The following is a 20,029-nucleotide window of genomic DNA, read 5'->3' as shown; positions in this document are numbered from 1 at the left end:
CCTCGAATTATGAGCCCGGCCTGCGCCTGAGGGCCGCCGCGGCGGTCCGATGCGAAGGCCGGGAGGGCGACGCCTCGCCTCCAGTCCGCCGGCCCCGGGGGCAGTCCTGCCCACCGACCGCCTCAACGCCGATCCGCGCCGAAGACCTCACAGACAGCCCATGAGCGACCAGACCTCTCCCGCTGCGGCCCCCGCCCGCGACTACTCGAAGACCCTGTTCCTGCCCCAGACCGACTTCCCGATGCGGGCCGGCCTGCCGGTGCGCGAGCCCCTGCTGCTGGAGCGCTGGGCCGCCACCGACCTCTACGGGCAGATCCGCGCGCAGGCCGCCGGCCGGCCGAAATTCGTGCTGCATGACGGCCCCCCCTACGCCAACGGCAACATCCACATCGGCACGGCGCTGAACAAGATCCTGAAGGACGTCATCGTCCGCGCGCAGGGCACCCTCGGCTACGACGCCAACTACGTGCCGGGCTGGGACTGCCACGGCCTGCCCATCGAGTGGAAGATCGAGGAGCAGTACCGCGCCAAGGGCCGCAACAAGGACGACGTGCCGGTCATCGAGTTCCGCCAGGAATGCCGGACCTTCGCCGCCCATTGGCTCGACGTGCAGCGCGGGGAGTTCAAGCGCCTCGGCGTCACCGGCGACTGGGACCACCCCTACGTCACCATGTCGTTCCCGGCCGAGGCCGCGATCGCCCGCGAGCTCATGACCTTCGCCATGACGGGCCAGCTCTATCGCGGCTCGAAGCCGGTGATGTGGTCGGTGGTGGAGAAGACCGCCCTGGCCGAGGCCGAGGTCGAGTACGAGGACCACGTCAGCGACACGATCTTCGCCGCGTTCCGGCCCATCGCGGGCGCGGGCCCGGATCTCGCCGAGGCCCGGGTGGTGATCTGGACCACGACGCCCTGGACCATGCCGGGCAACCGCGCCGTCGCCTATTCGCGCAAGGTCGCCTACGGTCTCTACCGGGTCACGGCGGCGGCCGACGACAACTGGGCGAAGGTCGGCGATCGCTACGTCCTCGCCGATGCCCTGGCCGCCTCGGTCTTCGCCAGCGCCCGGGTCGAGGCCTTCGAGCGCCTGCGCGACGTCGCCCCGGACGAACTCGCCGCCCTGACCCTGAGCCATCCGCTGGCCGGCCACGTGCCCGGCTACGACTTCGCCGTACCGCTCCTCGAGGGCGAGCACGTCACCGACGAGGCGGGCACCGGCTTCGTCCACACGGCGCCGGGCCATGGCCGCGAGGATTTCGAGGTCTGGATGGCCAACGGCCGGGCGCTCGCCCAGCGCGGCATCGAGACCCGCATCCCCTACACGGTGGACGCCGACGGGGCGCTCACCGAGGAGGCCCCCGGTTTCACGGGAAAACTCGTTCTTAACCACAAGGGCGAGAAGGGCGACGCCAACAAGGCGGTCATCGCCGCCCTGATGGAGGCCGGCACCCTGGTGGCGCGCGGCACGCTCAAGCACAGCTACCCGCATTCCTGGCGCTCGAAGAAACCGGTCATCTTCCGCAATACGCCGCAATGGTTCATCGCGATGGACAAGCCGGTCGAATCCTTGGACGGCAGTACCCTGCGCGATGTCGCCCTGCGGTCCATCGATGAGACCCAGTGGGTACCGCCACAGGGCAAGAACCGGATCAACGGCATGGTCGGCAACCGGCCCGACTGGGTGGTGTCGCGCCAGCGCGCGTGGGGCGTCCCGATCACGGTTTTCGTCAAGCGCGGCACTCACGAGGTGCTTCGCGACGCGGCGGTGAATGCCCGCATCGCGGCGGCCTTCCAGGCGGAGGGCGCGGATGCCTGGTTCACCGATGCGGACGGCGCCCGCTTCCTCGCCCCCGACCACGATCCGGCGGACTACGAAAAGGTCACGGACGTGCTCGACGTTTGGTTCGATTCCGGCTCGACCCACGCCTTCGTGCTCGACGATCCCGAGCAGTTCCCGGGCCTGTCCGGCGTCAAGCGCAAGCGCGACGGCGGCGCCGACACGGTGATGTACCTGGAAGGATCGGACCAGCATCGCGGCTGGTTCCAGTCGTCCCTGCTCGAATCCGCCGGCACCCGCGGTCGCGCCCCCTACGACATCGTCCTGACCCACGGGTTCGTCCTCGACCCGAAGGGCCTGAAGATGTCGAAGTCGAAGGGCAACGTCGTCGCCCCACAGAACGTCATCAAGGATTCCGGCGCCGACATCCTGCGCCTGTGGGTGGCGGCCTCCGATTACGCGGACGACCTGCGCATCGGCCCGGAGATCATCAAGACCTTCGCGGAGACCTACCGCAAGCTGCGCAACTCGGTCCGCTGGATGCTCGGGTCGCTGGCGCATTTCGAGCCCGGCACCGAGATCGCCCACGCCGAGCTGCCCGAGCTCGAGCGCCTGGTCCGTCACCGGCTGTCCGAGCTCGACGGCGAGATCCGCGAGGCCTACGCCGCCTTCGACACCAAGCGGGTGGTGGCGCTCCTCAACGGCTTCATGACCGGCGACCTCTCGGCCTTCTACTTCGACGTGCGCAAGGACGTGCTCTACTGCGACCCGGCCTCCTCGCCCGTGCGCCGCGCCGCCCTCCAGGTCATCGACGAGACCTTCCGCCGGGTCACGATCTGGCTCGCCCCCGTTCTGGCCTTCACGGCGGAGGAAGCCTGGCTCGACCGCTACCCGTCCGAGGCCGGCTCCGTCCACCTGCAGACGCTGCCGGAGACGCCGGCCGCCTGGCGGGACGAGGCCCTCGCGGCCCGTTGGCAGGCGATCCGCCGCGTGCGCCGGGTCGTCACCGGCGCCCTGGAGATCGAGCGGACGGCCAAGCGCATCGGGGCGAGCCTGGAGGCGGCCCCCACCGTCCATATCGCGGATGCGGAGCTGCGGACGGTGGTGGAGGGCGTCGACTTCGCCGATGTCTGTATCACCTCCGCCCTCCGCATCGCGGCGGGCGAGGGCCCGGCCGAAGCGTTCCGCCTCGACGACGTGCGGGGCGTCGCCGTGGTGCCGGCCCTGGCCGAGGGCCGCAAATGCGCCCGCTCCTGGCGGGTCGCGCCCGAGGTCGGCAGCGACCCGGACTATCCCGACGTGACGCCCCGCGATGCCCGCGCCCTGCGCGAGTGGGATGCGGCGCATGCCGGCACGAACGCCGCGTGACGCGGATGCCGCCCCTCGCCGTCCCCCATCCCGGGGGGAGGCCCCGCCTTCCCGCGTGACGTCCTCTCCGATGACCCCCTCTCCCCCATGACCCCCTTCCGCCTGGGCCTCGTCGCGCTGCTCGTCACCCTGGTCGTCGACCAGGCCTCGAAGCTCTGGCTCTATCTCGGCACCGACCTGGTGCTGACGCAGCCCTGGCGGATCGCGCCCTTCGCCGAGTTCCTCGTGGTGTGGAACCGGGGCGTCTCCTACGGGATGTTCCAGCAGGAGGGCGGCCTCGGCCGCTGGGTGCTGGTGGGCGTGTCCTGCCTCGCGGCGCTGGGCCTGTCGCTCTGGATGCGGCGGGCGGAATCGCGCCTGCTGGCGGTGGCCCTCGGGCTCGTCGCGGGCGGCGCCCTCGGCAACGCCATCGACCGCGCGGCCTACGGCGCGGTGTTCGACTTCGTGCACCTGCACTGGCGCAGCTGGTCCTGGTACGTCTTCAACATCGCCGATGCGGCCATCGTCGCCGGCGTCGTCGGCCTCATCCTCGACAGCCTGCGGCCGGCCCCCCGGAGCACCGGGTCCGAGCTCTGAGGCTCCGCCGTCATTTCCGCCCGACCTGTGATCCGTAAACCACAGCCGGGATCGTTGTGCCGGCGAGGCTGGTGCACTGCGGTCAAGGCGCCATACGATCGCCTGAAACCGGGATCAGGCCGAGCAGGTCGGATCAGGATCGTGGCACAAGGCGATCATCCGGGCTCGGGGAACCGGGACCCACAACCGGGCGGAGAGCGGGGATAGCATGATCGGACATCGGGCTTTGCTGGTGGTGGCGGGCATTCTGACCGCCGGGAGCGCGCAGGCGCAGCAGGGCGTGTTCATGCGCGACACGCTCAGCAGCATCGGCCTGATCGAGCCCGAGAAGCCCGCGATCACCTACCGCGAGCGGGCCCCCCTGGTGATGCCGCCCAAGCTCGACGGCAAGTCCCTGCCGCCGCCGCGCCAGCCGGAAGCCTCGGCCCAGTGGCCGAAGGATCCCGAGGTCGTCCAGCGCGAGCGCGAGCGCGAGGAGGCCCGGAAGCCGATCGTCCGCGGCGCCCAGGGCCGGATGAACGACAACAACATGACGCTCTCCATCGACGAGATGCGCGGCGGACGCCGCGCCGGCGCCCAGGCGCGCACCGAGCCGGGCCGGCCCGAGGGCGAGAACGACGATCGCAACTCCTTCTGGTCGAACCCCTTCGGCCTGCGCTCCGCCGAAGTCGCGGAGCCTTCGCAGGTCGAGCCGGACCGCGACGTCCTCACCGATCCGCCCACCGGCTACCGCAAGCCGCCCCGCAAGGTCGCCAAGACCAACGGCGACCCCGTGAACAACCCGTATCGCGAGCGTGAGGAGTCCGATCCGGGCGCCTACGTGCGCGCGCGCTCCGCGAACTGAACCCCGGGTCCGGCCCGGTGCCGCAGGCGCGGCGGGTCACCGCACGAGGACCCGTTTCCTGCCCCTCCGACGCACCCCCGTGGCGCGGAGCCGGCGCAACGCCAACATGACGGATGGCCCTCGCAAGCGGCCGACCGCGGAAGGAAGAGCTTCGATGCACCTGTTCAGGAAGGACATGCCCCTCTTCGGACCCTCGCGCGGCCATGCCAGCGCGGGCCGGGCCGAAGCCGCGCCCTTCGGGCGCTCCGAGGCGGGCGGCCCCGAGGTCAGTGCCTTCGCCCTCGACAACGGCCTCGACGTCGTGGTCGTGCCCGATCACCGCGCCCCGGTCGTCACCCACATGGTGTGGTACCGCAACGGCTCGGCCGATGATCCGCTCGGCCAGTCGGGCATCGCCCACTTCCTCGAGCACCTGATGTTCAAGGGCACGGAGCGGCACCCGATCGGCGCCTTCTCGAAGGCCGTCTCGGGCCTCGGCGGCCAGGAGAACGCCTTCACCTCCTACGACTACACCGCCTATTTCCAGCGCGTCGCCCGCGATCACCTCCGGACCATGATGGAGTTCGAGGCCGACCGCATGACCGGCCTCGTCCTCGACGACGCCGTGGTGGCGCCCGAGCGCGACGTGGTGCTGGAGGAGCGCCGCATGCGGGTCGAGACCGACCCCTCGGCACAGCTCTCCGAGGCGATGGCCGCCTCCCTGTTCGTGCATCACCCCTACGGCACGCCGATCATCGGCTGGATGCACGAGATCGAGGAGCTGAACCGCACCCACGCCCTCGACTACTACAAGCGCTTCTACACGCCGGAGAACGCCATCCTGGTGGTGGCGGGCGACGTGACCCCGGACGACGTCCGCCGCATGGCCGACGACACCTACGGCCGCGTCACCCCGCAGGGCGCCCGGCCCGTGCGCATCCGCGCCAAGGAGCCGGAGCCCCGGGCGCTCCGCCGCCTCGCCGTGGCCGACCCCAAGGTCGAGCAGCCGACCCTGCAGCGGCTCTACCTCGCTCCCTCCTGCATCACCGCGCGGGACGGCGAGTGCCATGCCCTCGAACTGCTGGCCGAAGTCATGGGCGGCGGCTCCACCTCCTACCTCTACCGCAAGCTGGTGATGGAGCTCGGTGTCGCCGTGAATGCCGGCGCCTGGTACATGGGCTCGGCCATCGACGACACCCGCTTCTCCGTCTACGCGATCCCCGCCGAGGGCGTCAGTCTGGAGAAGCTGGAGGAGGAGGTCGACCGCGTCCTGCGCCGCGTCCCCTCCGAGGCCCTGGAGCCCGAGGCGATCGAGCGGGCCAAGACCCGCCTCGTGGCCGAGACGGTCTATTCCTCCGACAGCCAGTCTTCCCTCGCCCGCATCTACGGCTCGGCTCTGGCCATCGGTGAGAGCATCGAGGAGGTCCGTCGCTGGCCCTCCGACATCGAGGGGGTGACGAAGGCGCGGCTCGTGGCCGTGGCCGAGCGCTACCTGACGCCCTCCCGCTCCGTCACCGGCTACCTGACCAAGGCCCGCGAGGCCGACGCGGCCTGAAGGCCGATCCCGGCCCCCGGCCGGGCCACACCATTCGGGAGGCCGCGGCGCCCGCCGCCGCGCCCCGCGCACAGCATGAGGTTCCCATGAACGTGGCCACCACCGACCTGCTCGACTCCGCCACCCGCTCCGCGACCTCGCCGACCCAGGCGGTTCCCGTCGCGGCGGCCCCCGGAATCGAGGCGTGGCACGTCGAATCCCCGGTGGTGCCGCTGATCGCCCTCGCCTTCACCTTCGAGGGCGGCGCGGCGCAGGACCCCGAGGGCAAGGCCGGCGTGGCCCAGATGCTCGCCCGCCTCCTCGACGAAGGGGCCGGCGACCTCTCCTCCGACGCGTTCCAGGAGCGCCTCGCGGCCCGGGCCATCGAGCTCTCCTTCCATGCCGGCTCCGATGCGCTGGGCGGCTCCCTCAAGATGCTGGTCAAGCACGCCGACGAGGCGATCGACCTCCTGGCCCTGGCCCTGGCCAAGCCCCGCCTCGATCCCGACGCCATCGAGCGGGTCCGGGCCCAGACCCTGGCCGGCCTGCGCTATCAGCAGAACGATCCGGGCGTGATGGCCTCGCGCCGCTTCTTCGCCGAGGCCTATGCCGGGCATCCCTATGCCCGTCCGTCCTCCGGTACGCCCGAGAGCATCGCGGCGATCACCCGCGACGATCTCGTGACGATGCATCGCCAGATCATCGGCCGCGGGGCCGTCAAGGTCGCCGCGGTGGGCGCCATCGACGCCGCGCGCCTGGCGGAGAGCCTCGACCGGGCGTTCGGCCGGCTCGAGATGGCCGCCCCTCTCAAGGCGGTGCCCCAGACCCGGATGCAGAACATCGGCGCGCGCCACGTGGTCGATCTCGACGTGCCGCAATCCGTGATCCGCTTCGGCATGAACGGCGTGCCGTGGTGCGATCCCGACTTCATCCCGGCCTATGTCCTGAATCACATCCTGGGCGGCGGCTCCTTCACCTCCCGCCTGTTCCAGGAGGTGCGCGAGAAGCGCGGCCTCGCCTATTCGGTGGGCACGTCCCTCGTCAGCCACCGCGCCGCCTCGATGACCTGGGGCTACACCGCCACCAAGAACGAGCGCGTCGGCGAGGCCCTGTCGGTGATCGGCGAGGAGATCGGCCGCCTCATCACGGACGGCCCTTCGGACGAGGAGCTGCAGAAGGCCAAGGACTACCTGACCGGCTCCTACGCCCTGGGCTTCGACACCTCGACCAAGATCGCGCACCAGCTCGTGCAGATCGCCTTCGAGGGCCTGGGCATGGACTACATCGCCCGTCGCAACGATCTCGTGGCCAACGTGACCCAGGCCGACATCCGCCGCGCCGGGGCCCGTACCTTCGCGGACGGGAAGATGCTGGTGGTCGCCGCCGGCCGTCCCACGGACTTCTAACGGATCACGAACGTTCGGGGCGTCCGGGTTTCCGGGGCCCTTGGACGAACCGCCGCGCCCGGCTGCGGTCGCTCGGGACTGTACGCGGGCACGGCGGTTGCTAGTTTCCGCCAAGGCGGCGACGATGCTGCACCGCTGGTTTTCAAGCTCGGGACAGTCCGGATGACATCACGCCTCGCCTCCCTGCCGGCCCGCCTCGCCCTTGTGACGGCGATGGGCCTCGCCGCGACGCCGGCCCTGGCCCATCCCGGCCACGTGCCCGCCGCCGGCTTGACGCAGGGCTTCCTCCATCCCCTCAGCGGCCTCGACCACGTCCTCGCCATGGTGGCGGTGGGTCTGATCGCGGCTCGCATCGGCGGACGCGCTCGCGTCCTCGTCCCCCTGTCCTTCCTCGGCATGATGGCCGTCGGCGGCGCCCTCGGGGTCGCCGGCATCGGGCTGCCCTTCGTCGAGATCGGGATCGCCCTCTCGGTGGTGGTGCTCGGCGCCGCCCTGGCCCTGCGCCCGGCCCTGCCGCTCGCCGCCGCCATGGCCCTCGTGGGCGCCTTCGCGGTGTTCCATGGCCATGCCCACGGCGCCGAGATGCCGGACACCGGCTCGGGCCTCGCCTACGGTCTCGGCTTCCTCGGGGCGACCGCCCTCTTGCACGCGGTGGGCCTCGGTCTCGGCCTCTCGGCCGGACGGCTCGTGCAGAGTCTCACCGCCCTGCGGGTGACCGGTGCGGCCCTCTCGGTTGCGGGCCTCGGCCTTCTCGCCGGCGCCGTCTGAGCGCCCCCTCCGACGTCGTCGAACGGCCCCCTCCCGGGGGCCGTTTCGTTTTCGGGTCGGTTGCCCCATCCGACAGGTCAGCCCGCCGCTCAGGGATCCGCCGATGCAACTCACCGGAATCCACCATCTCACCGCCATCACCGCGCAGGCGGCCGACAATCTGGCCTTCTACACACGGGTCCTCGGCCTCCGATTGGTGAAGAAGACGGTGAACCAGGACGACGTCTCGGCCTATCACCTGTTCTACGCCGACGGCCGCGCCTCGCCCGGCACCGACATCACGTTCTTCGACTGGCCGGCGCCGCCGGAGCGACGCGGCACCGACAGCATCAGCCGCACCGGCCTGCGCGTCTCCGGCGCAGACGCGATCGGGTGGTGGCGCGAGCATCTCGCCCGGCAGGGCGTGAACCACGCCGTGCCGGTGGAGCGCGACGGGCGCCTGACCCTCGATTTCGAGGATGGCGAGGGCCAGCGCCTGATGCTGGTGGATGACGGCGGCGTCGGCGAGGCCCATCCCTGGGCGCGGAGTCCCGTGCCAGGCGAGCACCAGATTCGCGGCCTCGGGCCGATCCGGCTCAGCGTGGCGCAGATCGAGCGGACCGAGGCCGTGCTCACCGAGATCCTCGGCCTGAATCACGACCGGAACTATGAGCTTCCCGAGGGCGAGGTCCGCGTCTATCGCATGGGCGCGGGTGGCCCCGCCGCCGAACTCCATCTCGTGGCCGAGCCGAACCTCCCCTCTGCGCGTCAGGGCGCCGGGGCCGTCCACCACGTCGCCTTCCGCATCCCGGACACCGACTACGCCGCCTGGGCCGACCGGCTCAAACAGCGCAGCATGCCCTCCAGCGGCCCGGTGGACCGCTACTATTTCCGCAGCCTGTACTTCCGCGAACCCAACGGAATCCTGTTCGAGATCGCCACCGACGGGCCGGGCTTCGCCACCGACGAGCCCATGGAGACCCTGGGCGAGCGCCTCGCCCTGCCGCCCTTCCTCGAACCCCGCCGCGTCGAGATCGAGGCCGGCCTGAAGCCGCTCTGACGCGCCGCGGCAGAATTAAGAACGATTCCAAGCCACTGTGCCGACGTGCGACTGCGTAAGCGCGCCGCCTTGACGGGCCTACCGCAGGTGCGAGAAGACGCCACGCAAAGCTTCGAGATTCGAGCGAAATTCGAGACGGACCGTCGATGAGCAAGTTCAACGAGGAGCGTGTGCTGAGCGTCCACCACTGGACCGACACGCTGTTCTCCTTCCGCACCACCCGCGATCCTGCTTTCCGCTTTCGCAACGGCGAGTTCGTGATGATGGGCCTCGAGGTCGAGGGCCGGCCCCTCCTGCGCGCCTACAGCGTCGTCTCGGCCAATTACGAGGAGGAGCTGGAATTCTTCTCGATCAAGGTCCCGAACGGCCCGCTCACCTCGAAGCTGCAGCACCTCAAGGTCGGCGACCCGATCATCGTCGGCAAGAAGCCCACCGGCACCCTGGTGCTCGACAATTTGATGCCGGGCAAGAACCTCTACCTCCTCGGCACCGGCACGGGCCTTGCGCCATTCATGTCGATCATCAAGGACCCGGAGACCTACGAGCGTTTCGAGAAGGTCGTCCTCGTCCATGGCTGCCGGCAGGTGCAGGAGCTCGCCTACGGCGAGACCATCACCCAGGACCTGCCGAACCACGAGTTCCTCGGCGAGGTGATCAGCGCCGGGCTGATCTACTACCCGACCGTGACCCGCGAGCCCTTCCGCAACCGCGGCCGCATCACCGACCTGATGACCTCGGGCAAGCTGTTCGAGGATATCGGCCTGCCGCCGATGTCGGTGGAGAACGACCGCTTCATGCTCTGCGGCTCGCCCGACATGATCCGTGACACTCGCCAGCTGCTGACCGATGGCGGCTACGAGGAGGGCAACCACGGCGAGGCCGGGCACTACGTCATCGAGAAGGCCTTCGTCGAGAAGTGAGCGGCACGCGCGCCGTCTTCATCGCCGGCGCCGGGACAGAGATCGGCAAGACCTACGTCACCGCCGCCCTGACGCGGCGGCTGCGCGCCCTGGGCCGCGACGTGCGGACCCTCAAGCCCCTGGCGAGCGGGGTCCCGCCCCTCGATGCCGCGGACTTCGCGCAGAGCGACACCGGACGGCTTCTCGCGGCGCAGGGCCTGGCCGTGACGCCGGAGACGGTCGCCGCCTGCTCGCCCTGGCGCTTCGTCGCCCCCCTGAGCCCCGATCTCGCCGCCGCCCGCGAGGGCCGGACCCTGGCCCTCGACGACCTCGTCGGCTGGTGCCGGGCCGCGATCGCCGCGACACCGCCCGGCGGCACCCTGCTGATCGAGGGGGTCGGCGGCGTCATGAGCCCGGTGACGGGGGAGGCGACCGGCCTCGACTGGCTCACGGCGCTCCGCCTGCCGGCGCTCCTCGTCTCCGGCTCCTATCTCGGGGCGATCAGCCATGCCCTCACGGCGGCCGAGACCCTGCACGCGCACGGCATCCCCCTGATCGGGATCGTCGTCTGCGCCAGCCCGGACGCGCCGACTCCGCCCGAGGTCGTGGCGGCGGCGATCGCCCGGCACCAGGCCCTCCCGGTGATCGTCATCGCCCGCGACGGGGACTGCCCGGTCGACCTCGCCGATCTGGTGCGCCCGGTCTCCCCCGCCTGAACGCCCGTCCCGCGCACCCGGGGGCGCCTCATAGCACCCGAAGCGCGAGCGCGCCGGCCGGGCAGAGCCGCAGCACGTGCGGGCGCTCCAGCAGCACGTCCCAGATCCGCGCCTCCGCGTAGCGCAGCAGCACCGCGCCCCCGGGGCCCGGCCCGTGGAAGCACTGTTCCAGGGCGAGGACCAGGGTGGGGCGGGGCGGATGGGGGCGCAGGGTGGTGTCGACCGCGAGGGTGAACGCGTCGGCGGCCGAGCCCGGGAAGGCGTCGAAGCTCTGGACCAGGCCGTCGATCTCGCTTCCGTCGAGGGTCAGCACGAGGCAGAGCCGGGGCAGGAAGCTGGGGCAGGCCGAGACCGGCACGTCACGCCGCAGGGTCAGGGCGAAGCGGGGCGAGGCTTGGGCCGGATAGGTCCAGCGATGGGCCTCGCGGACCCCCTGGAAGGGCACCCATTCCTCCGGCTGCGAGGCGGACGGGGCGGTGACGCGGCCCTCCGCCCGCCCGTCCTGGCGGTAATGCACCAGGGGGTTGACCCCGGCCAGCCCGACATCGGGGTAGCGGGCCACGTACATCAGGGTGCTGAAGGCGGGATTCGGGTCGAGGCCGGCCTTCGCCCCCGCCCGCAGGTAGTGCCGCACCGGGTCGAGGCGCGTCGGGCCGCTCTGGCGCTTGTAGAAAGCGGTGTCGAAATCGGCGCTGGGATCGCGGTCCTGAGCGGCGCCGCGCCAGACGTAGTGCAGGAACGGGTCGATGCCGGAGCGGGCCACGTCCGGGTTGGTCGCCCGGTAATAGGCCGCATCGAACAGGCGGGGCACGCGGCCGAGGATGACCCGGCGGATCAGGGGCGTGGCGAGGCGGACGGCGTGGAACGTCGGGCTGCGTGTCATGGGAAGGTCGGCGCCTCGCACACCTGGCGCAGGACGGCGCGGTAGGCCGCGGGGTCCTCGTCGCGGCCGACCTGGGCGAGGCCGGCGCGCTGCACCTGCGTCCACGCCGCCGCGTCCGCGTGGAGATGCGCCAGCGTCTCGGCGAAGCCCCGGGGATCGTGCCAGTCGTGGACCCGGTATCCGGTGCCGTCGGGCCAGCCCATCTGCCCGGCCAGGACGGGGGTGACGACGCTCGGCAGGCCGCGCGCCACGGTCTCCAGCACCTTGTGCGGAAGGCCGGCGGCGAAGCGCGTCGGCGCGAGGGCGACGCGGGCGGCATCCAGGGCCGGGCCGATCTCGTCGAGGCGGCCGAGCACGGTGACGCCGGGCCGGGTCAGCCGCTCGGCGATGGAGGGCGCGACCGCACCGATGATGGTGACGTGGGCGTCCGGCAGGAGCGCCCGCAGGAAGTCCCAGGCCTGCCCGAAGAACCAGTCGAGCGAATCGATGTTCGGCTCCCCCTCGCGGGCGAGGGACCCGATGAAGACGAAACCCCGGCGGGCGGCGAATCCGGGCGGGTTCGGATGGGGCGCCTGGACGTGGCCGAGGACCACCGGATCGGCGACCCCGGCCCGGCGCAGCAGGCGCGCGTCGGCCGGGGAGACGCAGACCACCCGGTCGGCCGCCGCGATCGTCCGGAGCTCCAGGGCGGTCGCCCGGGCAAGGGACGGCCCCGGCGACGGCCGGCCTTTGAGGGCGTCGACGACGAACTCGCGCAGGGCGTAGAGGGATTCGGAATCGAACACCACGCGGGCGCGGCCCACATCCCGCGGGCTCAGGCCCAGATCCGCCAGGACCTCGCACACCATGCGGATGTGCGGCGGCCGGCTGACCCAGAGCACGTCGTAGGCACCGGCCCGCTCGGTGACGAGGCGGCGGAAGCCCTCCCGCCCGCAGGGCTCGATGACTTCGATCCGGTCCGAGAGATCCCGATAGGTCGTCGCCGGCTCCTCGCGCTCGCCGTAGACCGAGCACACCGTCACGGCGTAGCCGAGATCCGCCATCGCGTTGACGATGGTGTTGGCCCGCGGCAGCCCGGCCCCGAGATCCTGATGGGGGGCGCGGTCGTCGACGTAGAGGACGCGCAGGGCGAAGGGCGCGTCGTCGCGGGGCCCGAAGCCCGTGCGCCGCGGCCCCTGCCCGAAGAGCCAGGCACCGTGCCGCTCGCGGAAGCGGACCCGGTTGCGGTCGAGGAGCGCCTCGACGTCGGCGCGCCGGACGCTGGTGCCGCTCTCCACGTGGATCGCGATCGCACGCGGCTGGTAGACGACCCGCCGCCCCGCCTGCTGGCAGCGGGCGCAGAGGTCGGTGTCCTCGAAATAGGCCGGCGCGAACAGGTCGTCGAAGCCGCCGAGCTCGGTGAACAGCCGGGCCTCGATCATCAGCAGGGCCCCGGAGACGTAGCCCGCGTCGCGGACGTAGGAGGCCTCCGGCGCGAAGGGATCGAGGCCGCCGCGGCCGGCCGGATGGGTGAGCTGCGGGTCGTCCTGGAAGCCGGCCCCGGCCTCCTGCAGGATGCCCCCGGGGAAGACCAGCCGCCCGCCGACGATGCCGACGTCGTCGGCCTCCGCGAAGGTGCGGACCAGGGCCGCCAGGGCACCGGGCATCAGGTCGATGTCGGGATTCAGGAACAGCACGTAGCGGCCGCGGGCCTCGGCGGCCCCCTGGTTGCAGGCGGAGCCGAAGCCGGCGTTCTCCGGATTGAGCAGGATCCGGGCGCCGTCGACCCGGTCGAAGAGCGTCCGGGTCTCGGCATCGGAGGCGTTGTCGACCAGGATCACCTCGAAGGCGGGGCCGGCGAAGGCCTGGTGCCCGGCGAGCTTCGCCAGGGTCCAGGCCACCAGGTGCCGGGCCCCGCGCGAGACGATCACGACCGAGATCACGGGCGCGGCTTCCGGCCGGAACGCGATGCGGATGTCGTTGAGAAACAACGCATTCCAGATCAGGGCGGCCTCGACCAGGGCCGCCTTTCGGCCCGCCGGAGCGTCGAGGATGTCGGGGGCCGCCATCATGGAAGGGGCTCTGGGCTCGGGACGGGGTCGGGCAGGACCGTGATGCGGCCGATGAGGTCGTCGTGCAGGAACAGGATCGTGGAGGCCTCCGGGCCTGCTCCGAGCCCCGCGAAGGTCACGGCCGCCGGCGCGCCCGGGAGGTCCGCGCGGGCGCTGGTATACGCGCTGATATACGCGCTGGAATACAGCGGAATCCGGCTGGTATTCAGAGGGGTGACACGTCCGAGCGTGAGCTCGCGCGTCGGCGTGCCGATCCGGAAGGCGGCGTGGGGATGCGTGCCGAAGGCGAGGTGACGCGGCAGCGTCAGGGCCAGGGTCGTCCCGTCTCCGGCGGTGCCGACGCGGACCGCCTGGGCTTCCCAGTCCGCTGCGACGTCCGCCAACTGCGCCGCGAGGTCCGCCCGGAGGGGAGGGGGCAGGCGCCGGTCGCGGACCCATTCCGGCGAGAGGGCGAGCCGGAGCCCGGCCAAACCGGCGTCCGGTGATCCGGCCTCGTCCTGTCTGCGCTCGGTCTTGCCCTCCTCCGCCCTGGCGAACCAGCGCCGGCGGGCGGGGGTGTAGGGATCGGCGCCGGGCGGGGCGACGCGCTCGGTGGCGACCAGGAGGCCGCGTTCGGGGTCGTCGCGCAGGTCGGACCGCAGGGAGGTCTCGCGGGTGAGGTGTCCGCCCTCGAGGAACGTGACCACCCGATCGGGATCGTTCGCGGTGGCGGGGGCGACAGACGCGGCAGCCTCAGATGGTTTCCCATCGGAAACAGAGAGCATTGCCAGCAAAGCGGTTTCGGCCTGCTCGGCGCGGGCGTTATAGCCGGCAAAGAGATCCGCGCAGGCGCGGGTGAGGGCGGCGAGGCCGGCCGCGTCGTCGGCCAGCGCGAGCACCTCGGCCTTCACCGCTGCGGCGGTGGGCAGGCGGTGGGCCGGCGCCACGGGATCGAAGCCCTCGAAGCCGAGGGCGGTGCCGATGACGGGCTTGCCGAAGGACAGGGCCTCGGCGACCTTCATCTTCAGGCCGCTGCCCATGAGGATCGGCGCCACCACGAGGTCGACGCCGTCGTAGAAGTCCTCCAGCTCGGGCAGGTAGCCGGCGAGCCGCACACCGGGCCCTGCGGTCGGGCCGAGGCTGTTGCTGATCTCGCCCGCGATGACGAGTTCGGGACGGGCCGGGGTCCAGTCCTCGCTCCAGGCCGCGGCGAAGCGCCGGATCGAGACCAGGTTCGGATCGTTGCCGTGGCCGAGGAAGCCGATCCGCTTGACCCGGGCCGGGGCCGCGAAGGGCCGGCGGGCGGGAAAGCGCGGCGGCAGCAGGTGAACCCGGCGATCGGTGATCGTCCGGAAATAGGCCGCTTCCTCGGACTGGATCGCCAGCACGATGTCGGCCCGGGCGAGGCCCGCCGCCTCGCCCGCCCGGTCGGTGTAGAAGAAGTTCGGCTCGGCCCGGAACGGACGGTATTGCCGCTGCCGGTCGGCGAAGCGGTCGTGGGTGTCGATGAGCCTGAGCACGCCCGGCGGCGCCGCCTCCAGCGCCCGCGACAGGAACACGTAGTTCATCAGGATCGCACGGGTCTCAGGGTAGGCCCGTCCGTACCAGGCGACGAAGGCGCCGACCGCCTCGGGGCACCAGTCGTCGATGGCGAAGCACCGCGACCGGGTGGTGAGCGGGATGGTCGCCGGCGGCTCGATCCGGAAGATGTGCCGGAAGAGGCCCGCCGCCGCGGCCTCGTCGGTGGGCGGGTGCTGCCCGAAGCGGCGATAGATCTGGTCCTCGTGGGCGTAATAGGCGAGGTCGACCGCGTAGCCGCCGCGCTGCAGGGCGGCGCAGGTGGTGAGCAGCCGGCGCCGGTTGCCGGCGCTGGTCGGAAACGCTGGCATCGGCGCCACCACGAGGATCGCGGGGCCGCTCATCGTCCGGCCTCGCGGCGGAGGCGGGCGGGCGTGACGGTGCCGGGGCCGAGGAGGAACGCGGTCTCGACGGTCGCCCCGCGGGGGTTGCCCCAGGCCGGCGCCAGGGTGAGGTCGATCGCGGGGGCCGGGCCGAAGTGGAGCTCGGCCGTCGCCACCCGGGCGCAGCTCCAGGTGCTGCCGGCCCGCAGCAGCAGGTAGTTCGGCACCGTGGAGCCCGAGAGCGTGGCCCGGCGCGCATCGTCGCCCGCGAGGGCGAGGCGGGGCGCCGTCTCGGGCATCGGACCCTCCGCGACGGCGGGGGCCAGCAGCGGAAACAGCGTCGCCAGGGCATCGAGGGTGTCCGGCATCACGGCCGCCAGCACCGCCTCCCCGAGGGCGGCGCGCTCGGGCCGTTCCAGCTCCGCCACGGGCCGGGGTTTCGGACAGGCGATCGCCGCATCGCGAAAATGGGTCTCCAGGGTCAGGGTGCCGCCCTCCGTCAGGGCCGCCTGCCCGTCATGCAGGACGAGGAGCCCGGCGGGATCGGGCTCGGGGCCGCCGAAGCCGGTGAAGGCCCAGGTGAGCAGGCCGAGGCCGGCCGGCGCCAGGACCGCGAGGGGGATCGGCAGGTCGGTGGCGACCGGGTAGCGGCAGACGAGCACGCCCTGGCCCGCCGCGAACAGGCGAGCCGCGCTGGGACTGGGAGGAGCAGGGGTGGCGGTCATGCGGCCTGGGGATTCGAGCGGAGCGTGCGTCCGCGGATTTCGAACGGTCGACGATCACCCGACCCTCCCCGCTCGGCGGGGGCTCGCCGGCCGGCCAGGGGCCTGGTTTGCGCGGGTCCCCACGCCGGTCGGGAGAGGGACAGGGGGAGGTGGGTGCGCAGTCCGGAAAGGGCACACACCTCACCCCAACCCGCTCCTTCCCGGCGAGGGAGCCGCCTCGCGTCTCGCCCCGGTCGTCGATGGCTCGGCGTCACGCGCGTCCCCACGAGGATCGACCCGAGCTCCGGGGTGCGAGGCCGCGCGCCACGGGCGACGACGGGGCCGCTCAGCCGGCCCGCTGCCCGCCGAAGGCCGCCAGGATGCGGGCCCAGGAGCGGGTGCCCTTGTGGAAGCTGGTCAGGTCGTACTTCTCGTTGGGCGAGTGGATGCGGTCGTCGTCGAGGCCGAAGCCGATCAGCAGCGTGTTGCGGTCGAGGAGGCGCTTGAAGTCGCCCACGATCGGGATCGAGCCGCCGGCGCCGATGGTCACGGCGGGCACGCCCCATTCCTCGGCCAGGGCCGCGCGGGCGGTCTCGAGTTCGGGCATGTCGAAGGGCAGGCTGATGGCGCGGCTGCCCTTGTAGCAGATCACCTCCACCGAGCAGTCGGCCGGGATGCGTTCGCGCACGAAGGCCTCGAAGGTGCGGGCGAGCTGCTCCGGGTCCTGGTCGTCGACGAGGCGGAACGAGACCTTGGCGCTGGCCTGGCCGGCGATCACCGTCTTGGTGCCCTCGCCGGTATAGCCGCCGATGATGCCGTTGACGTCGCAGGCCGGGCGGGACTGGACCAGCTCGATCAGCATGCGGCCGCGCTCGCCGGCCGGCTCCGACAGGCCGATGGGCCCGAGGAACGTGTCCGCCGTGAAGTCGAGGCCGCGCCACTGGTCGAGCACCGCCTGCGGCGTCTCGCGCACGCCCTCGTAGAAGCCCGGCAGCGCCACCTTTCCGTCGGCGTCGTGCAGGTCGGCGATGATCCTGGACAGGACGTGGATCGGGTTGCGCGCGGCGCCGCCGAAGAAGCCCGAATGCAGGTCGCGGTCGGCGCAGGTCACCTTGACCTCGAAATAGGCCAGCCCGCGCAGGGAGGTGGTGATGGCCGGGGTGGTCGGATTCCACATGCTGGTGTCGCAGACGAGCACGATGTCGGCGCCGAGCTTGTCGCGGTTGGCCGCGACCCATTCGGGCAACCCTTGAGAGCCGTTCTCCTCGGCGCCCTCGACCAGGATGGTGACGCCGCAGGGGAGCTCGCCCGCCATCGCCAGATGGGCCCGGCAGGCCTCCACGAAGGTCATCACCTGGCCCTTGTCGTCCGAGGCGCCGCGCCCGACGATCGTCCGCTTCCCGGCGGCGTCGGTGGCGAGGCGCGGCTCGAAGGGGGGCGTCTCCCAGAGGGTCAGGGGGTCCACCGGCTGCACGTCGTAATGCCCGTAGAACAGCACGTGCGGGAAGCCGGGCTTCGGCTTGTGGGCCAGCACCACCGGGTGCAGGGCGGTCTCGTGGATGCCGGTCTCGAAGCCCAGGGCCGTCAGGGTGCCGGCGAGCCAGGTCGCGGCCTCGCGGCACTGGGGGGCGAAGGCCGGATCGGTGGAGATCGAGGGGATGCGCAGGAAGGCGAAGAGCCGCTCCAGGGCGCTGTCGAGGTCGCGGTCGATGTCGTTGAGAACGGGGGCGAGCGCGATCATCGGGCGTCCTTGAGCGAAGGCGGGCGGCGGCTCCCGGGTTAGCCCATGGCGGCTGGGCCAAGCAACCTCGACCAAGCAACCTCGACCGAGCAACCTCGACCGAGCGACGGCGCCGGCCATCGGACAGCAGACGTCTCCGGCTGAAACCGACCGGCGCAGTGGTGCTCTCGTCAAACGTGAACCCGGCGCAAGGATCCCCGGCGGGAACACCAGCTTTTTGGAACTGTTATTGAGTGGACCGGGACGGGGCGGATGTTTTTTCCCCGCCGCCGCCCCTGCGAGTTTCCTCGAACACCAGCGGCGTCGCGCCTTACGCGCCGCGCAAGCCACGGATACCGCCATGCTCATCGAAAGCGGCTCCTCCCATGCTGCGAACACCATCGGCATCACCCTGACGATCAACGGCGAGAGCCGGACGCTTCAGGTCGCCCCCTGGACCACCCTCCTCGACCTCCTGCGCGAGGACCTCGACCTCACCGGCACCAAGAAGGGCTGCGACCACGGCCAGTGCGGCGCCTGCACGGTGCTGGTGAACGGCACGCGCATCAATTCCTGCCTGACGCTGGCGGTGATGAAGGACGGGGCCAGCATCACCACGGTCGAGGGCCTGGCCGGCGCCGAGGGCCTGCACCCGCTCCAGGCGGCCTTCGTCGAGCACGATGCCTTCCAGTGCGGCTACTGCACGCCTGGCCAGCTCTGCTCGGCCGTGGGCATGCTCTCCGAGGGGCACGCCCAGTCGCGGGACGAGATCCGGGAGGCGATGAGCGGCAACATCTGCCGCTGCGGCGCCTACACCAACATCGTCGACGCCATCGAGGACGTGATGCACGCGGGAGCCGCGAAATGAACCGCTTCGATTACGTCCGCCCGACCACCGTCGACGAGGCGGTGCGCGCCATCGCCTCCGGCGCCCAGGCCCGCTTCATCGCCGGCGGAACCAACCTCGTCGACCTGATGAAGTACAATGTCGAGCGGCCCGAGCGCCTCGTCGACATCACCCGGCTGCCCCTCGACCGGATCGAGGAGCGCGACGGCGGCCTCAGCCTCGGCGCCCTGGTGACGAACGCGACCGTGGCCTACGACGACCGGGTCAAGGCGCGCTATCCGCTGCTGTCGAGCGCGATCCTGGCCGGCGCCTCGGGTCAGCTGCGCAACGCCGCCACCACCGGCGGCAACCTCCTGCAGCGCACCCGCTGCTATTATTTCTACGACGACGCCACGCCCTGCAACAAGCGCGAGCCCGGCACCGGCTGCGCCGCCATCGGCGGGGTCAACCGCATCCACGCCATCTTCGGGACGAGCCCGTCCTGCATCGCCACCCACCCCTCCGACATGTGCGTGGCCCTCGCCGCCCTGGAGGCCGAGGTCCGGGTCGCCGGCCCGGGGGGCGAGCGCACGATCCCCTTCGCCGACTTCCACCGCCTGCCCGGCGACACGCCCGAGCGGGACACCACCCTCGCGGTCGACGAGATCGTGCTCTCGGTCGACCTGCCCGACGAGGAATTCGGGGCCCACCACACCTACCTGAAGCTGCGCGACCGGCTCTCCTACGCCTTCGCCCTCGTCTCGGTGGCGGCGGTGATCAAGCTCGACGGCGACACCATCCAGACCGCGCGCTTCGCCCTGGGCGGCGTCGCGCACAAGCCCTGGCGTGACGCGCAGGCGGAAGCCTTCCTGGTCGGCAAGCCGGCCACCCACGAGACCTTCGCCGCCGCCGCCAATATCGTGGTCGCCGCGGCGCACCCCCAATCCGAGAACGGCTTCAAGATCGAACTCGCGCGGCGCGCCCTCATCCGCGGCCTGACCCAGGCCGCCGCCGGCACGCCCCAGTCTCAGTCCGACAAGCGCATCGCCTGAAGGAACCCCC

General features: G+C 71.8%; 16 protein-coding genes. 11 read left to right on the top strand and 5 right to left on the bottom strand.

What is annotated here, in order from left to right:
* Positions 1-160: 160 nt before the first annotated feature.
* From ileS to bioD, 9 genes are all read left to right on the top strand, one after another.
* Positions 161-3,142: an isoleucine--tRNA ligase gene (gene ileS / locus ASF18_RS11605; protein WP_056351745.1), complete on the top strand. Its 2,982-nt coding sequence runs from the start codon at positions 161-163 to the stop codon at positions 3,140-3,142.
* A gap of 87 nt (positions 3,143-3,229) precedes the next feature.
* Positions 3,230-3,718, top strand: coding sequence for a signal peptidase II (lspA, locus tag ASF18_RS11600; protein WP_056218313.1), 489 nt, complete (start codon positions 3,230-3,232; stop codon positions 3,716-3,718).
* Between the two features lie 208 nt (positions 3,719-3,926).
* Positions 3,927-4,562: a hypothetical protein gene (locus ASF18_RS11595; protein WP_056218309.1), complete on the top strand. Its 636-nt coding sequence runs from the start codon at positions 3,927-3,929 to the stop codon at positions 4,560-4,562.
* Positions 4,563-4,716: 154 nt separating this feature from the next.
* A complete protein-coding gene (locus tag ASF18_RS11590; RefSeq protein WP_056218306.1) occupies positions 4,717-6,096 on the top strand; it encodes a pitrilysin family protein in 1,380 nt (459 codons plus the stop codon).
* Positions 6,097-6,182: 86 nt separating this feature from the next.
* Complete coding sequence (locus ASF18_RS11585; protein WP_056276504.1) at positions 6,183-7,481, top strand: pitrilysin family protein; 1,299 nt, start codon at positions 6,183-6,185, stop codon at positions 7,479-7,481.
* Between the two features lie 162 nt (positions 7,482-7,643).
* A complete protein-coding gene (locus ASF18_RS11580) occupies positions 7,644-8,249 on the top strand; it encodes a HupE/UreJ family protein (RefSeq protein ID WP_056351742.1) in 606 nt (201 codons plus the stop codon).
* A gap of 103 nt (positions 8,250-8,352) precedes the next feature.
* On the top strand, positions 8,353-9,288 hold the full coding sequence (locus tag ASF18_RS11575) for a ring-cleaving dioxygenase (RefSeq protein ID WP_056351739.1): 936 nt from the start codon (positions 8,353-8,355) through the stop codon (positions 9,286-9,288).
* A gap of 146 nt (positions 9,289-9,434) precedes the next feature.
* A complete protein-coding gene (locus ASF18_RS11570; protein WP_056176712.1) occupies positions 9,435-10,208 on the top strand; it encodes a ferredoxin--NADP reductase in 774 nt (257 codons plus the stop codon).
* Complete coding sequence (gene bioD, locus ASF18_RS11565) at positions 10,205-10,903, top strand: dethiobiotin synthase (protein WP_056351737.1); 699 nt, start codon at positions 10,205-10,207, stop codon at positions 10,901-10,903. Before ASF18_RS11570 ends, bioD begins: the two co-directional genes overlap by 4 nt.
* Before the next feature lie 28 nt (positions 10,904-10,931).
* Here the strand turns inward: bioD and ASF18_RS11560 are convergent, their stop codons facing one another.
* The 5 genes from ASF18_RS11560 to ASF18_RS11540 all read right to left on the bottom strand — a co-directional run bounded on the left by ASF18_RS11560 (position 10,932) and on the right by ASF18_RS11540 (position 18,162).
* Entirely contained in the window at positions 10,932-11,786 is an 855-nt protein-coding gene (locus ASF18_RS11560) for a hypothetical protein (RefSeq protein WP_056351734.1), read from the bottom strand.
* A complete protein-coding gene (locus ASF18_RS11555) occupies positions 11,783-13,837 on the bottom strand; it encodes a glycosyltransferase (RefSeq protein ID WP_056351731.1) in 2,055 nt (684 codons plus the stop codon). Before ASF18_RS11555 ends, ASF18_RS11560 begins: the two co-directional genes overlap by 4 nt.
* Positions 13,834-15,738, bottom strand: coding sequence for a glycosyltransferase (locus ASF18_RS11550; RefSeq protein ID WP_056351728.1), 1,905 nt, complete (start codon positions 15,736-15,738; stop codon positions 13,834-13,836). Before ASF18_RS11550 ends, ASF18_RS11555 begins: the two co-directional genes overlap by 4 nt.
* A complete protein-coding gene (locus tag ASF18_RS11545; protein ID WP_056351724.1) occupies positions 15,735-16,442 on the bottom strand; it encodes a hypothetical protein in 708 nt (235 codons plus the stop codon). The genes ASF18_RS11550 and ASF18_RS11545 overlap by 4 nt, the downstream gene beginning before the upstream one ends.
* 325 nt (positions 16,443-16,767) lie before the next feature.
* On the bottom strand, positions 16,768-18,162 hold the full coding sequence (locus ASF18_RS11540) for a M20/M25/M40 family metallo-hydrolase (protein WP_056276526.1): 1,395 nt from the start codon (positions 18,160-18,162) through the stop codon (positions 16,768-16,770).
* Between the two features lie 340 nt (positions 18,163-18,502).
* Here ASF18_RS11540 and ASF18_RS11535 point away from each other — a divergent pair, with 340 nt between their 5' ends.
* Both ASF18_RS11535 and ASF18_RS11530 read left to right on the top strand, forming a co-directional pair.
* A complete protein-coding gene (locus tag ASF18_RS11535; protein WP_056218281.1) occupies positions 18,503-19,009 on the top strand; it encodes a (2Fe-2S)-binding protein in 507 nt (168 codons plus the stop codon).
* Positions 19,006-20,019, top strand: coding sequence for a xanthine dehydrogenase family protein subunit M (locus ASF18_RS11530; RefSeq protein ID WP_056351722.1), 1,014 nt, complete (start codon positions 19,006-19,008; stop codon positions 20,017-20,019). The genes ASF18_RS11535 and ASF18_RS11530 overlap by 4 nt, the downstream gene beginning before the upstream one ends.
* Positions 20,020-20,029: the final 10 nt, after the last annotated feature.

Origin of the sequence: Methylobacterium sp. Leaf89, from assembly GCF_001422215.1 — a bacterium.
Lineage (GTDB): Bacteria > Pseudomonadota > Alphaproteobacteria > Rhizobiales > Beijerinckiaceae > Methylobacterium.
Note: the sequence above shows the minus strand (reverse complement) of the source record. Positions and strands in the feature narration are given on the sequence as shown.

Coding starts and splice junctions, on each gene's coding strand:
- ileS (WP_056351745.1), top strand. CDS start 161: ATGAGCGACCAGACCTCTCCCGCTGCGGCCCCCGCCCGCGACTACTCG.
- ASF18_RS11550 (WP_056351728.1), bottom strand. CDS start 15,738: ATGAGCGGCCCCGCGATCCTCGTGGTGGCGCCGATGCCAGCGTTTCCG.
- ASF18_RS11580 (WP_056351742.1), top strand. CDS start 7,644: ATGACATCACGCCTCGCCTCCCTGCCGGCCCGCCTCGCCCTTGTGACG.
- ASF18_RS11540 (WP_056276526.1), bottom strand. CDS start 18,162: ATGATCGCGCTCGCCCCCGTTCTCAACGACATCGACCGCGACCTCGAC.
- lspA (WP_056218313.1), top strand. CDS start 3,230: ATGACCCCCTTCCGCCTGGGCCTCGTCGCGCTGCTCGTCACCCTGGTC.
- ASF18_RS11590 (WP_056218306.1), top strand. CDS start 4,717: ATGCACCTGTTCAGGAAGGACATGCCCCTCTTCGGACCCTCGCGCGGC.
- ASF18_RS11535 (WP_056218281.1), top strand. CDS start 18,503: ATGCTCATCGAAAGCGGCTCCTCCCATGCTGCGAACACCATCGGCATC.
- ASF18_RS11560 (WP_056351734.1), bottom strand. CDS start 11,786: ATGACACGCAGCCCGACGTTCCACGCCGTCCGCCTCGCCACGCCCCTG.
- ASF18_RS11585 (WP_056276504.1), top strand. CDS start 6,183: ATGAACGTGGCCACCACCGACCTGCTCGACTCCGCCACCCGCTCCGCG.
- ASF18_RS11555 (WP_056351731.1), bottom strand. CDS start 13,837: ATGATGGCGGCCCCCGACATCCTCGACGCTCCGGCGGGCCGAAAGGCG.
- ASF18_RS11570 (WP_056176712.1), top strand. CDS start 9,435: ATGAGCAAGTTCAACGAGGAGCGTGTGCTGAGCGTCCACCACTGGACC.
- ASF18_RS11545 (WP_056351724.1), bottom strand. CDS start 16,442: ATGACCGCCACCCCTGCTCCTCCCAGTCCCAGCGCGGCTCGCCTGTTC.
- ASF18_RS11595 (WP_056218309.1), top strand. CDS start 3,927: ATGATCGGACATCGGGCTTTGCTGGTGGTGGCGGGCATTCTGACCGCC.
- ASF18_RS11530 (WP_056351722.1), top strand. CDS start 19,006: ATGAACCGCTTCGATTACGTCCGCCCGACCACCGTCGACGAGGCGGTG.
- ASF18_RS11575 (WP_056351739.1), top strand. CDS start 8,353: ATGCAACTCACCGGAATCCACCATCTCACCGCCATCACCGCGCAGGCG.